Origin of the sequence: Nocardia wallacei, assembly GCF_029869545.1 — a bacterium.
GTDB lineage: Bacteria > Actinomycetota > Actinomycetes > Mycobacteriales > Mycobacteriaceae > Nocardia > Nocardia wallacei_A.
This window is the reverse complement of the sequence record NZ_JARWQD010000226.1, coordinates 1-14249: the sequence shown is the minus strand read 5'-3', so window position 1 is coordinate 14249 and position 14249 is coordinate 1. Positions and strand designations below refer to the sequence as shown.

The 14249-nt window shown below is 70.9% G+C and carries 12 protein-coding genes; all 12 read right to left on the bottom strand.

Annotated elements, in window-relative coordinates; genetic code table 11:
• Positions 1–75: 75 nt before the first annotated feature.
• The 12 genes from QH290_RS19320 to hpnC all read right to left on the bottom strand — a co-directional run bounded on the left by QH290_RS19320 (position 76) and on the right by hpnC (position 14162).
• Positions 76–1149 (bottom strand): ABC transporter ATP-binding protein, encoded by a 1074-nt coding sequence (locus tag QH290_RS19320; protein WP_280268363.1) that lies wholly within the window; start codon positions 1147–1149, stop codon positions 76–78.
• Positions 1150–1161: 12 nt separating this feature from the next.
• Positions 1162–2043 (bottom strand): carbohydrate ABC transporter permease, encoded by an 882-nt coding sequence (locus tag QH290_RS19315; protein ID WP_280384338.1) that lies wholly within the window; start codon positions 2041–2043, stop codon positions 1162–1164.
• Complete coding sequence (locus QH290_RS19310) at positions 2040–2885, bottom strand: carbohydrate ABC transporter permease (protein ID WP_280384336.1); 846 nt, start codon at positions 2883–2885, stop codon at positions 2040–2042. Before QH290_RS19310 ends, QH290_RS19315 begins: the two co-directional genes overlap by 4 nt.
• Before the next feature lie 2 nt (positions 2886–2887).
• On the bottom strand, positions 2888–4195 hold the full coding sequence (locus QH290_RS19305; protein WP_280268360.1) for an ABC transporter substrate-binding protein: 1308 nt from the start codon (positions 4193–4195) through the stop codon (positions 2888–2890).
• Positions 4196–4300: 105 nt separating this feature from the next.
• Positions 4301–5605, bottom strand: coding sequence for a hypothetical protein (locus QH290_RS19300; RefSeq protein ID WP_280384334.1), 1305 nt, complete (start codon positions 5603–5605; stop codon positions 4301–4303).
• Positions 5606–5700: 95 nt separating this feature from the next.
• Positions 5701–6702: an adenosyl-hopene transferase HpnH gene (gene hpnH / locus QH290_RS19295; protein ID WP_280384332.1), complete on the bottom strand. Its 1002-nt coding sequence runs from the start codon at positions 6700–6702 to the stop codon at positions 5701–5703.
• A 6-nt stretch (positions 6703–6708) separates the two neighbouring features.
• A complete protein-coding gene (locus QH290_RS19290) occupies positions 6709–7824 on the bottom strand; it encodes a phosphorylase family protein (RefSeq protein ID WP_280384330.1) in 1116 nt (371 codons plus the stop codon).
• A 2-nt stretch (positions 7825–7826) separates the two neighbouring features.
• Positions 7827–9791, bottom strand: coding sequence for a squalene--hopene cyclase (gene shc, locus QH290_RS19285; RefSeq protein ID WP_280384327.1), 1965 nt, complete (start codon positions 9789–9791; stop codon positions 7827–7829).
• A gap of 2 nt (positions 9792–9793) precedes the next feature.
• Positions 9794–10810: a polyprenyl synthetase family protein gene (locus tag QH290_RS19280; protein WP_280268355.1), complete on the bottom strand. Its 1017-nt coding sequence runs from the start codon at positions 10808–10810 to the stop codon at positions 9794–9796.
• 123 nt (positions 10811–10933) lie between these two features.
• On the bottom strand, positions 10934–12391 hold the full coding sequence (hpnE, locus tag QH290_RS19275) for a hydroxysqualene dehydroxylase HpnE (protein WP_280268354.1): 1458 nt from the start codon (positions 12389–12391) through the stop codon (positions 10934–10936).
• Positions 12388–13317 (bottom strand): presqualene diphosphate synthase HpnD, encoded by a 930-nt coding sequence (hpnD, locus tag QH290_RS19270; RefSeq protein WP_280384325.1) that lies wholly within the window; start codon positions 13315–13317, stop codon positions 12388–12390. The genes hpnE and hpnD overlap by 4 nt, the downstream gene beginning before the upstream one ends.
• On the bottom strand, positions 13314–14162 hold the full coding sequence (gene hpnC / locus QH290_RS19265) for a squalene synthase HpnC (protein WP_280384323.1): 849 nt from the start codon (positions 14160–14162) through the stop codon (positions 13314–13316). Before hpnC ends, hpnD begins: the two co-directional genes overlap by 4 nt.
• Positions 14163–14249: the final 87 nt, after the last annotated feature.

Here is a 14249-nt window from a genome sequence, read left to right as displayed (position 1 = left end):
CCCCCCCTTGTGTTCCCCCCCCCCCCCCTCCCGGCCCCGTGGGGGGGGGGGCCAAAATGGTTGGGGGTGGGGGAGTCAGGGGGTGAGGAGGAGGCCGGTTTCGGGGTCGTACCAGCGGCGGGATTCGGGGGGGATGTGGAGGGTGAGGGGGGTGTCGGGGGTGGCGCGGAATCCGGCGGGGGCCTGCACCTTGAGGGTTTGTCCGGCGACGGCGGTGGTGAGCAGGGTCGCGGAGCCGAGGGGCTCGAGGACCTCGAGTTCGCCCGTCAGCGTGTCGCCATCCGGATTCTCGCGCACCGCAACGGCTTCGGGGCGGACTCCGAGCCGCAGTGTGCGGCCGTCGAACGACGACAGCGCCGCGGGCACGGCCAGCGACTGCCCGCCCAGATCCAGCCGCCCGCCCTCGACGGTGCCGGTGAGGAAGTTCATCGGCGGACTGCCGAGGAAGCCGCCGACGAATTCCGTTGCGGGACTGTCATAGACGTCGCCGGGAGAACCCATCTGGGCGATCCGGCCCGCCCGCATCACCGCCACGCGATGTCCCAGCGACAGCGCCTCCACCTGGTCGTGGGTGACGTAGACGGTGGTGGTGCCGAGCTCGCCGACCAGCTTCTTCAGCTCGGCCCGGAACGACAGGCGCAGCAGCGCATCCAGATTGGACAGCGGCTCGTCCATGAGCAGCACGTCGGCGTCCATCACGATGGCGCGGGCCACCGCGACCCGTTGGCGTTGCCCGCCGGACAGTTTCGCCGGATAGCGGTCGAGGTAGGGCGTCAGCTGCAGCAGATCCGCGGCCCAGGCGACCTTGCGGCGGATCTCGTCGGCGGGCACCCCGTGCACGCGCAGGCCGAAACCGATGTTGTCGGCGACCTTCTTGTTGGGGAAGACCGCGTAGGACTGGAACACCATCGACAGGTTGCGCCGGCGGGGCTCGAGATAGGTGACATCGCGCCCGCCGATCACGATCTGCCCGGAATCGGGCAGGTCCAGCCCGGCGATCATGCGCAGCAGGGTGGTCTTGCCGCAGCCGGAAGGACCCAGCAGGACCATGAATTCGCCGTCGGCGACGGTCAGCGACACCTCGTCGGTGGCGCGCACGGTGCCGCCCGGGTAGGTCTTCACCAGCTCGCGCAGGATCACCTCAGCCATTGCACACCTCTGTCATCGCAACGTCGTTCCCCACATGTTCACCAGATAGCGCCGCATCACGAGGATGAACAGCAGCGCCGGAATGATCAGCGCGAAACCGCCCGCGAACCGGTACGGGGTGGACGCCTCGGCGAGGGCGGTGAGCACCTGGGCGGGTAGCGTGCGGTGGCCGAGCGTCACGATCGTCGCCCCCAGAATCTCGTTCCACGACAGCACGAAGGTGAAGATCGACGACGCCGCGAGGCCCGGAAGCGCCAGCGGCACAACGACTCTGCGCGCCGCCTGCCAGCGGGTGCAGCCGAACACCCGGGCGGCCTCCTCCAGATCCGCCGGTACCGCGACGAAGATGCTGGCGGTGATGAGCACGGTGGTCGGCAGTGCCAGCACCGTGTGCACCAGCGTCACCGCGAGCACCGTGTCGTCGATGCGCAGACGCAGGAACATGGTCGCCAGCGGCACCGACAGCACCACGATCGGCAGGGCGCGCACCAGCAGGACGAAGACCCGATAGGCGTCCTTGCCGCGAAAGACGTAGCGCGCCAGGGCATACCCCGCCGGTGCCCCGACGACCAGCGACCAGAACACCGTGTACAACCCGACCAGCAGCGAATTGCCCAGGGCGGGAAAGGTTCCGGTGGCGCGGAAGAACGACGACAGTGTCTCGGTGGAGAATTCGCCGGGCAGCAGCGGCTTCGGGAACCGGTTGAGGTCGTCGCGGGAGGAAACGGCGGCCAGGGCGATGAGCACCAGCGGCAGCGCCATGAAGACGGTGATGGCGAGGCAGGCGAGCTGCACCGCGAACGCTCGGCGGCGCCGCCTGCGCAAGGGCGCGCGGTCGATCGGCGGAAGGTCCGCGCGTGCGGAAGCGGTTGCGGCCGTACCCGAATCGCTCATCGCGCCCCCTCCGATCCCCGGACCGTGCGCAGATAGAACACCGCCGTACCCAGCGAGATCGCCAGCACCACCAGCGAGACGCAGCTCGCCACCGCGGGATTCTGCAGATTCGAGTACCACTGGTAGGTCTCGCCGACCAGCAGCGGGAAGTCGCGGCCGGTGAGGGCCTGGGCGACGGCGAATGCCTGCAGCGCGAGGATGGTGCGCAGAATCAGGGCCACCTGCAGGCTGGGCCCGAGCAGCGGCAGCGTCACATGCCGCAGCCGCTGCCACAGGCTGGCCCCGAAAACCTGTGCGGCCTCGTCGTAATCGCGCGGAACCAGCTGCACCCCCGCGATGACGATCACGAACACCAGCGACGTGGCGCGCCAGATCTCCGCGATCACCACGGCCAGCAGCATCGTGCCGGTGTGCTGATACCCCAGCCACTGCACGCCGTTCTCGGACAGCCCGAGCCACACCAGCAGCGAATTCAGGTATCCGCGATTGCCGAACACCGACAGCCACACCAGCCCGGCGGCCAACTCGGACACCGCCAGCGGCACGCACCACAGGTAGAAGTGCGCACCGGCGAACCGCGGCCGCGCCTGCAGCAGTAGGGCCATGGCGAGCGACAGCACCAGCTGGATCGGCACCACGATCACGATCAGCAACAGCGTATTGCGCAGTGCCGTAAAGAAATACGGATCATCGAACAGCCGCTGCCAGTGCGCGAGGGTGAACCCGTGATCGTCGCGGAACGCCGCCAGCACGGCCTGCACCAGCGGCCAGCCGAACAACGCGGCCAGCAGCACGATGGAGGGCAGCAGCAAAACCCACGGGGATCTCAGTCGCGCAGTCATTCTCACCCCACCCGGCACAGCTCGGCCGCGGGGTCCGGGGCCCAGCACGGCACCCGCAGCTCGTCGAGGATGCCCTGCAGCACGCGGGCCTGCTGATCCAGCGTGGCGCGAATGTCGGCCCCGCCCAGCACGATCGCGCGGAAACTGTCCTGGAACACCTTGCTCACCTCGCCTTCGCGCTTACCCAGACCGACCGGTGGCAGCGACAGCAGCGCGTCCGGGGCCCGCTGCTGGCGGCGCAGCGCCTCGGCCTCGAGCCGGGCCGCGGGCGGTAGATCGCCGGGGATCGGGATATCGATCGACGGAAAGAATCCGTTGGAACGCAACAACTCGATCTGCGTGGCCGGATCGGTGAGAGTGGAGATGGTGCGTTGCGCGAGTTCGGGGTCCGGGCTGTGCTTGGGCACCGCGAGCCCGGTGACCACCGCCATGTAGCCGAGTCCGCGCGGACCCCGGGGTGCGGGCAGCATGCGCCAATCCTGTGGGTCGCGGGCGGGGGCCTGGGCCAGCCGGACCACGTGATCCCACGCCATCCGCACCTCGCCGCTGTCCAGCGCGTCCTGCATGAAGTCGTACCCCGTGCTCGACGACGCGCAGTTGGCCCACAGGTCGCGGAAATACTGCCAGGCCGCCACGGCCTCGGGGGACCGGAACGTGGTGATCTGGCCGCCGGTGAACGAGGGCAGCAGAAATCCCTGCACGAACCGGTGCAGCAGCCCCTTCGGCCCGGCGGGCAGGCCGAGCATCGGACGATTGCCGTTGGCGCGGCGGGCGGCGACGGCCCAGTCGAGGAATTGGTCGTAGGTCAGCGCGTCCGGATCCGCGCCGGACGGCAGGTGCGCGAGCGCCTCGGTGTGGGCGGCGAGCATGTAACTGGCTGTCGCCCACGGGATGTACCACGTGCGGTCGCCGCCGACCCGGGCCAGGCGCAGGTAGTCCTCGGACCAGCCGCGCGCGCCCAGATCGGCGAGCAGCCCGGTCAGGTCCTCGAGGTATCCATCGGCCAGCGGCGCGAGATCGCCGTGCAGGCCGCCCAGCAACCCGATCTTCGTGGCACCGGCGTCGACCTGGGTGCGGACCTGGCCCGCGAACGGGCTCTCCTCGATGGTCACATAGCTGACGCCCGGGGCCGCCCGGCCCAGCAGCGACCGGAATCGCTCGGCCTCGTCGGCGGGGCGGAACTGGGTGGACAGGAACACCATGCCGCCCGCGCCGCTGGTGGTGAAGCCGGTGCAGGCGGCGGTGGCCGCGGCCGCGCCGAGACTCGCCGCACGCAGCAACCCCCTGCGCGTCAATGCGGCGGCCGGCATGGGCGGCTCCTGTGCGACATGATCTTGGGCTCCGTGGTCCGGCAAACTTAAGCGCCCATCCGGATGTTGTCAACGAGTACACGGGGCCGGGCCGGACGCCTCGACTCACGGGGTCTCCGAGGGACTTTCGGGTTCCCGATGGCGCAGCAGATGGACGAAGATCGCGCAGCACACGATCGTGGCGACGGCGGCCCACCCCGGGGACGCGGTGTCGCGATCGTCGAATTCGCACAGCACCGCACCACCGGCGCCGACCTCCGGGGTGCAGTCCCCGTAGCTCATCCGGGTACGCAAGGCCAGCACCGCGGAGGGGGCGAGCAGGAGCACGACGCCGAGCACCCGGGCCGCGGCGCGGCGCGGCAGGGCCGAACCGAGGCAGTAGCCGGTGACGACGGCCAGCACGAGGTCGGCGATGGCCTCGATCACGCTGTGGCCGTGGACGTGGCCGAGCAGCGCCGCGGCCACGGCCAGTGTCAGGAGCGAGGCTATGCTGAGAGCCGGTGTCGGCCAACGGATTCCGGCCAGTAACCCCAGCGCGGCACCCACCACGAACAGCGGGACCGCCCACATCGGCAGGTCGGCCGAGACCGTCGCATTGCCGGTCGCGGCGACCCCCACACACATCAGGACGAAGATGCCGTCGCGGCCGGGCAGCAGCAGCGCGATGACGCCGGTGATCAGCGCCGCGATCGCGACCGCGACGACGACCACCACGATCCGGTCGCCGCTGCGCGTCAGCCAGCCCGCGATCACCAGCCACGCGGAGACCAGCACCAGCACCGCCACGATCGGCATCATCGGCAGCTCCACCGACATCCGCACCGTCGGCGAACGCCGCCGGTTGAGGTAGGTGCTCACCGCGACCAGGACGAGGGCCGCGCCGATCAACCAGGTCGGCGGGGAATCGCTGGCGGTCCAGTTCGATTGGAAATGCTGCGCGGACGTGTCGGACCAGTGCGGGACGGGCAGCGCCTCGGCGATACAGATGCTGGCCACCGTGCCGAGAATCCAGCCGGAGGTGGGTATCAGGTGCCGCGCGACGGCGGCGCCCACGGCGCCCAGCAGCACCCCGCCCGCGGTCGCGTCGACGAAGTTCATCGTGGTCAGCGATGCGGACGGGGCGGCCGAATGCCCGAAAACGTGATTGAGCGTCATGACCGCGACACCGCACAGGGCCGTGCACCAGGCGACCAGTTCGCTGTCGGCGGCCGCGACGACGGTCGCCACCACCACCGCCACGATCGCGCCGGCGGCCACCGCGCGGGGCTGGCTGTAGGCGAGCAGGTGCAGCTGCAGCGGCGTGGATTCGCTGGTCCAGCGGAAATCGATGGGCAACGCCAGCGACAGCCCGGCGACCATGGTCGCCAGGAAGGCCGTGATCGTGTCCACTCCGATGTGGATGCGCTGCACCGGCCAAAGCTACCCGGCGGCGGCAGCGGTCCTGATACGAAACGCCGAGCGCGCCTGCCCCGCGTCCCGCCATGAGGCGTCGAGGCGACCCCGGTTCAGCCCGCGGCGGCGCGGATCGTTTCCCGGAGCGAGCCCAAGGTCGCGACGACGGCGGTGGGCTCGTAGCCGCAGTGGGCCATGCAGTTCGCGCAGCGCGGATCGTTGCCCCGGCCGAAGCTGTCCCAGTCCGTATCCTCGATCAGCTCGCGATAGGTCGCGGTGTAGCCGTCGTCGAGCAGGTAGCAGGGGCGCTGCCAGCCCTTCAACGAGTAGGACGGGATCGCCCATGCCGTGCACCGGAAGTCGACCTTGCCCTCGAGGAAGTCGAGGTACAGCGGGGAATGGTTGAGCCGCCACTTCTTGCGCCGCCCACCGGCGAATGCCTTCGCGAACAGCTGGTGGGTCTGCTGGACGGTGAGCCAGTGCTCCTGGTCGGGCGCCTTCTCGTAGGCGTAGCCGGGGGAGATCTGCATGTGGTCGACCCCGAGCTCGTCGTTGAGGTAGTCCAGCACGTCGATGACGTCCTGCGGCGAATCCAGGTCGAAGAACGTCGTATTCGTCATGACCCGGAAGCCCGCGGCCTGGACCTGCCGGATGGCGGCCACGGCCTGATCGAAGACGCCGTCCTTGCAGACCGAGGCGTCGTGGCGCTCGCGCAGCCCGTCCAGGTGCACCATCCAGGCGAAATTGGGGTGCGGAGTGAACTTGTGCAGATGCTTGGGTAGCAGCACCGCGTTGGTACACAGGAACACGATCTTGTTCCGGTCCAGCAGTTGTCGCACGATCTCGTCGATCTGCGGATGCATCAGCGGCTCACCGCCGGCGATGGAGACCATCGGCGCACCGCACTCCTCGATGGCCCCGACCGCCTGCTCCACCGGCATGCGCTGCTTGAGCACATCGTGCGGATGCTGGATCTTGCCGCAGCCGGCGCATTTCAGGTTGCAGGCGAACAGCGGCTCCAATTCGACCAGGATGGGGAACTTCTCGCGGCGCAGCAGCTTCTGTTTCGCGAGATAGGTTCCCAGACGCAGGGATTGACGCCATGGCATGGCCATCTCAACTCACCTCCCGAGGGTGGAACGAAGTTCTTCGGCGACCGTGGTCTCGCGTACCCGGACCGGGCCGAGGCCGGAGAGCGCGTCGATCAGTTCGGTCCGCAGGGTCGCCGGGGCCGAGGGGGCGGCGAATACGGCGATTCGCCGAGTATTTCGCAGTAGATGCAGGTCCAGGTCCTCGACACGGCCGATCGGGTGTACCGGAACACCTTGTGTGGCAGCGAGTTCCACCAGACCGGCATCCGGGCACATCTCGGAGATCTCGGCCGTGCCGGAGTGCGCCGGGCCCCAGATGTACTTCCCGGTGATGCGTGGAACTCGGGTGTCGGCTCGCGGTGTGTCGGATGGTTGCGCACCCGCGGCCTCGGGCGCGACGAGGACCAGCACGAGATCGGTTCGTGGCGGCCGGATTCGCCGGGCGTGCGGTCCGAATTCGTGCGCCTTCGGGGTACTCGTCGGCGGCAGCGTGCGATCCGCGTGCGGGCGCGCTCCGTCGGAGTCCTCCTCGGCGGCATCGGGATGCGCCCGCGCGCCGCTACCGGCCTGCGATGGGCCGAACAGCAGTACCTCCCGCTCGCCCAGCGCCGCCGCCCAGCGGTCGAGTATCGGTGCGGCGCAGCGCAATGCGTGCAGTGCACGAATGCCTCGCAGTACCGTTCCGGGGTGGACCAGCGGCGCGTTCGGCGTATCCACGATGGCACGGAGCACGACGGCGCGCCCGTCGGGGACCGCACCGGCGAGGAAGGCCGATTCGGTATCGACGGCGAGTGCTCCGGTGGCCGCCAGGCGTTCTCGGGCCGGGCCGTCGACGATGTACTCCGCCGAATAGATCGGGCCGAGGTGGACGCGCAGGCCGAGGTGTCGCAGCGCCGAATACAGCAGTGGGGCAGCGTAACTGGGCAGCATCGAGCCCCGGCGGCGGATCTCCTGCGCGACCACCAGGTCACCGGGCAGCAGGCCCGGTGCGAGCGCGCCCGCCACCCCGGCGACGGCGATCGCGCCCGCCTGGCCGTCCAGGCGGTGGGTGGGGCCGCGGCCGGTCCGGACCATCGGCGCGGCGATCGCGCCGCGCAAGGCCGCCCACTCGCTGCGCAGTGGGGCGCACACTGTTCCGGGTTGCATGCTCAGACTCCGTCGGGCCCGGGGTGGATTCCGGACGAGGCGCCGGAGGCGGCCGGAATGCGCGTATCCGCCGCCCGCACATACCGTCCCAGCGCCCAGATCGGGAACACGATCCGGTACAGGTGGTAGTTGATGTAGAAGTCGCCGGGGAATCCGGTTCCGGTGTACTGATCTTCGTCCCAGCCGCCGTCGGAACGCTGAGTGTCCACGAGCCACCGGACTCCGCGTTCGACGACCGCCGAATTCTCGCCCGCCGCGAGCAGAGCCATCAGTGCCCAGGCGGTCTGGGAGGCCGTCGAATCGCCGTGCCCGACCCAGGCGGGATCGCGGTAGGAGCGCAGATCCTCGCCCCAGCCGCCGTCCGGGTTCTGATGCCGGTGCAGCCAGCGCACGGCCGCGCGGATCGGCCGCGATCGCGGGTCCACCCCGGCCGCGACCAGGGCCGGAACGACGGCGCCCGTGCCGTAGATGTGGTTGGCGCCCCAGCGGCCGAACCACGAGCCGTCGCGTTCCTGATGCGCCAGCAGCCAGCGCACGCCGCGGCGGCACTCCCGGTCGTCCGCGCGGCCCAGCGCCGCGAGCATCTCCACCACGTGCGCGGTGACATCGGCGGACGGCGGGTCGGTGACCTCCCCGAAATCGCAGAACGGCAGGCGGGACGGCAGCGCCGAGGAATTGTCGGCGTCGAAGGCACCCCAGCCGCCGTCGGCGGACTGCATCCCGACCGTCCATGCGGCCCCGCGCTCGATCGCCCGGCGCAGCCGTTCCGGCTCCGGATGCGAAACCCGGTGCAGGGCAAGGATGATCAGCGCCGAATCATCGGTGTCGGGATAACGATCGTTGGCGAATTCGAAGGCCCAGCCGCCGGGTGTCAGTTCGGGACGGCGCACCTGCCAGTCGCCGCCGACGGTGATCTGCTCGTCCAGCAGCCACCGCGCGGCACGCAGCACCGCCGGATCGTCGCCGGGCGTCCCGGCCTCCTGCAGCGCGGCCAGCGCCAGGGCGGTGTCCCACACCGGGGACTGGCACGCCTCCAGGCGGCGCAGGGCCCCGTGCGGGGTCTGCTCGTGGACGACGAAGCCCTCGAGACCCGTCAGACCCGCCCGCATCGCGGGATGGTCCAGGGAATAGCCCAGCAGATGCAGTGCCAGTAGCGAATACACCCACGGCGGCTGAATCCCGCCCCAGCCGCCGTCGGCCTCCTGGCGGGCCAGAATCCACTCCGCCGCCTGCCGCATCGCCAGCTCACGCACCCAGCCGAGCGGTCGGCGCGCATAACCGTGCAGGACCGTGTCGAGCCGCTGGAAGGCGCCCGCGACGCTGAGCACGGAGTCGCGGCGCTCCGGATCGGACCCGGTGCGCAGCTCGTCGATGCCGAAGGGCAGTGGGCGGCAGGGTCGCAGCGTGGCGACCACCGTCAACGGCACCACGGTCTGGCGGGCCCAGCACCCCCAGTCGTAGATGTTGAGCGGGAACCAGGACGGCAGGAAGATGAGTTCGGGTGGCAGGTTGGGCAGCTCGTCCCAGGACCACAAACCGAACAGCGCCAACCAGATTCGGGTGAACACCCGGCTGTTCTCGACACCGCCGCTCGCGCGCACGAAGTCGGCGGCGGCGCGCATGTGCGGGGCGTCGGGGGAGTCACCGGCCAGCCGCAGCGCCACCCACGCCTCCACGGTGGTGGACAGATCGCCGGGGCCGCCGTGGAAGGTCGCCCAGGTGCCGTCGCCACGCTGCTGGGAGCGGATCCACCGGGCCGCGGGCTCGGTCACCTCCGGGGTGGAGATGCCGAGGAAGGCACGCAGCAGCAGATCCTCGGCGTCCATCGTCACATTGGTGGCCAGTTCGCCCTTCCACCAGCCGGTCTCGTCCTGCAGGGAGCGCAGGTGCGACACCGCCGCCAGCAGGGTGTCGCGCGCGGCGGCGAGGTCTTCCGTTGCCGGACCGGCCTTTTCGACTGCTGTCATACTCACGCACTCCGTTCGACGATGAACTTCGCGAAGTCGGTCAGTTCGCGGCGGCGATCGGCATCCATGGGGACCCCGGCCAACGCCTGCTCGGCCAGGGCGATACGGCGCCGCGCCTCGGTCTCGGTCCACCGGCGGCCGCCCCCGCGATCGATCAGCTCGGCGGCGGCGCGCAGCTCGCTCTCCTGCGGCGTATCCGGGCGCGAAAGCCAGTGCGCCAGTTCGTGTGCCGCCGCACCGCGCGATTCCAGCGTCCACACGACCGGCAGGGACTTCTTGCGCGACCGCAGATCCGAGTGCACCGGCTTGCCGGTCACCGCCGGTTCGCCCCAGATGCCGAGCAGGTCGTCGACCAGCTGGAACGCCATGCCGACCTGGTGGCCGTAGCGCCGCAGCGCGGCGACCGTCGGGTCGGGTGCACCGGCGAGCACCGCGCCGACGGCCGCGCTGGCCGCCAGCAGCGCGGCCGTTTTCCCCGTGACCATCCGGAAGCATTCGGCCAGCGTCACGTCGTCGCGGTGTTCGAAGTCGATATCGGCGGCCTGCCCGCGAATCAGCTCCCGGGTCGCCGTTTCGACCACCTTCGCGGCCGGGATGGCTTGTGGCGTACCGCAATCCAGCAGCACCTCGTGCGCCAGCGAGAGCATCGCGTCACCCGCCAGCACCGCGGCCGCGTCGCCCCAGACCGCCCAGACGGTCGGCCGGTGGCGGCGGGTGGCGTCGCGATCGATCAGATCGTCGTGGACGAGGGAGAAGTTGTGCACCAGCTCGACGGCGACCGCGCCGGGGATCGCGCGGTGGGCGTCGCCGCCGACGGCCTGCGCGGCGAGCAGGACCAGGCGTGAGCGAACGGACTTGCCGCCGTTGGTCTGCACCGCCCGGCCGTGTTCGTCGCACCAGCCGAAGTGATAGGCGACCATCGGCCGGAGGATGTCGTCGAGCCGGTCCACCGCCTCCCGTAGGGCGGTGCGCACCGCATCGCTTCCGGTGCCGACCGAGGAGAGTGTCGTTGCGGTCACGGAACCACCTCCGATACGCGGGTTCGGGTGTTGGCGAATGTCGAGGGCGGCGGCGTTGCCGCGCTCGCGCCCGGGAACAGACTTGTCGCGCTGGGGCGGACGAGGCGGGGCGGCGTGTCTGCGTCATCGCGCGGCCTCGGGTACCGGTGCGGATAGGTCCGAATTCAGCTGGGCGACAGCCGATTCGCCGCTGCGGACCGCGCCCTCCATGGTGGCGGGCCAGCCGGTCGCGGTCCAGGCCCCGGCCAGGTACAGGCCGGGGAGGGCGGTGCGGGCGGTGGGACGCAGGCGGGCGCTGCCCGGGGCGGGGCGGAAGGTGGCGTGCCGTTCGCGGGTCACGAAGAAGTCGAGGACCTCGGCGGTGTGGGTGGCGGGCAGAATCCGGTGCAGCGCGGGCAGAAAGAGGCGGCGCAGTTCGGTCGTCGGCATGTCGACGAATTCGTCCGCCGCCGAGACGGATACGGCGAGGTACTGGCCCGCCGCACCGTCGGGGTCGTAGCTCTCGGGGACGGAGGTCCCCTGCGGATCCGGACCGCCCACGATGTGCGGACCCAGTCCGGACGGACCGGTCCGGTCGAACACCCATTGCGCCACGGTGCCGATCCCCGCGCGGAACGGTTCGGTCATGACCTTCCGGTCGTACACGACATGCACGTTGATGATCGGCGAGTTGCCCAGTGCGGCAGCGAAATCCGTTGGCAGCTCGACGGACTGCGGGGGTAGCACTGCCGCCGCGGCGGCGGGCGGCACCGCGAGCACCACCGCGTCCGCCGCGATCGTGTCCCCGTCGGCCGAGACGACCCATCCGCCCGAGGCCCGCCGAATCGCGGCGACCTTCGCCCGCGTCGTGACCGTCGCCCCGGCGGCCGTGAGCGCCGCCCGCGCCGCCTCCCCGTGCAACTGCCCGAGCGGCACCCGCGACCACCCGATATCCGCCGCGTCCGAGCGGGTGAGCAGTCCGATCTGGAAGACCGTGGCGGCCAGTGCCAGTGAGACGTCGTCCGCCCGCGCGTTCAGGGTGGCGATGCCGACCAGCTCCCACAGGCTCTCGATGGCGGCGCGGTCCTGCCCGTGGGCGCGCAGCCAGTCGCCGAAACTCGTGTCGTCGGTGCGCGGGTCGTCGACGTCCACGGCACGCAGCGCCAGCGCGGCGCGGGCGAAACGCAGGCGGGCCGCCGTGGACAGCCAGGGGTAGCGCAGCAGCGCCCAGCTCAGGTGCAGCGGTGCGGGCAGCGGCAGGCGCTGCAATCTGCCTGCGGCCGTGGGCATCCGCGACAGCGCGCGGTCGGCCCGGTCCGCGTCGAGCAGTAGCCCGCGCACCGGAATGTCCAGGCGCGACTGCACGGTGACGTCCCGCTCCACACCCAGTCGCGCGAGCAGCGCCCGGTACCGGGTACAGCAGCGCAGGAACACGTGCTGCCCGTTGTCGACCCGCAGCCCGGCGCGATCGAACGAATAGGTCAGCCCGCCCAGCCAGGGCCGCGATTCCACCAGATGCACCCGGTGCCCGGCATCCGCGCAGCCCAGCGCGGCCGTAATGCCCGCGAGCCCGCCACCGACCACGACCACCCGGGCGCTCATCGCGCGCTCCACGGCGCACGATCGCCGGACGCCGCCTCGCCGACACTCTGTATTCCGTTGCGCGCCGAGGCCGAAGACCGCAGCAGCGCGCCGGAGGCGACCCGGGCCTTCTCCCAGGCCGACAGCGACAGGCGCCGGTCGTAGACGGCGGCCGGGTTCGCGTGGATGCGCGCGTTGAGTTGCCGGTAGATGCCCGCCATCGCGGCGCAGCAGGCGGCGCTGCGGTTGTCCAGTTCGGGCAGCAGGCGCAGGCCCAGGCAGTACCAGTTCTCGGCTCGCTCGGCGGCGCTGCGGATCAGGGCCGCCAGACGGCCGTCCGGATCGTGCAAAGCCCCGGTCGCATCGAACTCCAGCCGCACCCCGAACCGGTCCAGATCCTCGCGCGGCAGATAGCGGCGGCCGGTGCCCAGGTCCTCGCGGATATCGCGCAGAATGTTGGTCTGCTGCAGGGCGATTCCGAGTTGATCGGCGAACAGCGCGGCCCGCGGATCGTCGCCCGCGCCGAAGATCGACAGGCACAGCCGTCCCACCGCACCGGCGACACACCGGCAGTACCCGGTCAATTCGGCGAAGTCGGCGTACTCGACCCCGTCGATGTCCATCTGCACGCCGTCGATCAGCTCGCCGAACGCCGACATCGGCACCGGGTAGCGGCGTGCCGTGTCGGTGACCGCCAGCAGCACCGGGTCACCGGCGGCATCCGCGTTGTCGAGCGACTTGCGCAGGGCCGCCAGCGATTCGGACTTCGCCGCCGGTGGCAGCTCGCCGTCACCGATATCGTCGATCCGCCGCGCCAGGGCGTACAGCGCGCACAGCGCGGAGCGCTTGTCCCGCGGCAGCAGCCGGATCCCGTAGTAGAAGTTCTTCGCCTGGGTGCGGGTGATCTGCTCGCAGGCCGCGTAGGACTCGGTGAGCGCGGTGGTCATCGCGACACCACCGCCGCCCGGCCCAGCAGCGACACCATCGAACGCACGGTGTCGGCGTGGCGGGGTCGCGCCGACTGCCCCCAGACATCGCCCTCGGCCGCCCGCAGCGCCCGCACCGTCGCGTAGCCGCCCGCCACGTAGCCCGCCACCGCGATCCGAGCCCACCCCGTGAGGCGGCCGATCAGCACCGCCCCCTCGTCGAGCAGTTCCACCGCCCGGTCCACCTGACCCAGCACCGCCGCCCGGCACCGCGGAGTGGCGCCGGTCGCGAGCTGTGTCTCGCGCACACCGTATTCGGCCAGGTCGCGCTGCGGCAGATAGATGCGCCCGGCGCGGTAGTCCTCGGCGACGTCCTGGCAGTGCTCGAGCACCTGCAGCGCCGTGCACACCCGATCCGACAGCGCGACCGTCGCGGGGGTGGACTGGCCGAACACCCCGAGCACGATGCGCCCGATCGGGTCGGCGGACAATCGGCAGTAGCCGAGCAGATCCTCGAACGTCGCGTACCGGGTGACCCGCTGGTCCACCAGATTCGCCTCGATCAGCCGCTGGAACGGCTCCTGCTCCAGCGCGCACGCGAGCACCGCGGGAGCCAAGGCCGCGAACACCGGTTCGGACGGCGCGCCGCCGGACCAGACCAGCGCCAGGTCCGTGCGCAGCGCCAGCAGCCGCGCCGTGCGGTCGCCCGACGCCCGATCGCCCGCGTCGTCGATCAGCCGGGCCGCGGCGTACACCGCGTGGAGGTGGTCGCGCTGTTCGCGAGGCAGCCAGCGCAGCGCGACCGGGAAGTTCTCCTCCCGCTCGCGGCCCCGCAGCCGGCGGGGCCCGACTGTGGGTGGGGGCATTACTCGATGGTGAGCGCGACCCCGGGCGCAAATATTAAACCGTGCAAGTGATTTAGGGCGGGCGTGTTTTTGAAGGGGGGGTAATAG

Coding starts and splice junctions, on each gene's coding strand:
- QH290_RS19320 (WP_280268363.1), bottom strand. CDS start 1,149: ATGGCTGAGGTGATCCTGCGCGAGCTGGTGAAGACCTACCCGGGCGGC.
- QH290_RS19315 (WP_280384338.1), bottom strand. CDS start 2,043: ATGAGCGATTCGGGTACGGCCGCAACCGCTTCCGCACGCGCGGACCTT.
- QH290_RS19310 (WP_280384336.1), bottom strand. CDS start 2,885: ATGACTGCGCGACTGAGATCCCCGTGGGTTTTGCTGCTGCCCTCCATC.
- QH290_RS19305 (WP_280268360.1), bottom strand. CDS start 4,195: ATGCCGGCCGCCGCATTGACGCGCAGGGGGTTGCTGCGTGCGGCGAGT.
- hpnH (WP_280384332.1), bottom strand. CDS start 6,702: ATGGCCATGCCATGGCGTCAATCCCTGCGTCTGGGAACCTATCTCGCG.
- QH290_RS19290 (WP_280384330.1), bottom strand. CDS start 7,824: ATGCAACCCGGAACAGTGTGCGCCCCACTGCGCAGCGAGTGGGCGGCC.
- shc (WP_280384327.1), bottom strand. CDS start 9,791: ATGACAGCAGTCGAAAAGGCCGGTCCGGCAACGGAAGACCTCGCCGCC.
- hpnE (WP_280268354.1), bottom strand. CDS start 12,391: ATGAGCGCCCGGGTGGTCGTGGTCGGTGGCGGGCTCGCGGGCATTACG.
- hpnD (WP_280384325.1), bottom strand. CDS start 13,317: ATGACCACCGCGCTCACCGAGTCCTACGCGGCCTGCGAGCAGATCACC.
- hpnC (WP_280384323.1), bottom strand. CDS start 14,162: ATGCCCCCACCCACAGTCGGGCCCCGCCGGCTGCGGGGCCGCGAGCGG.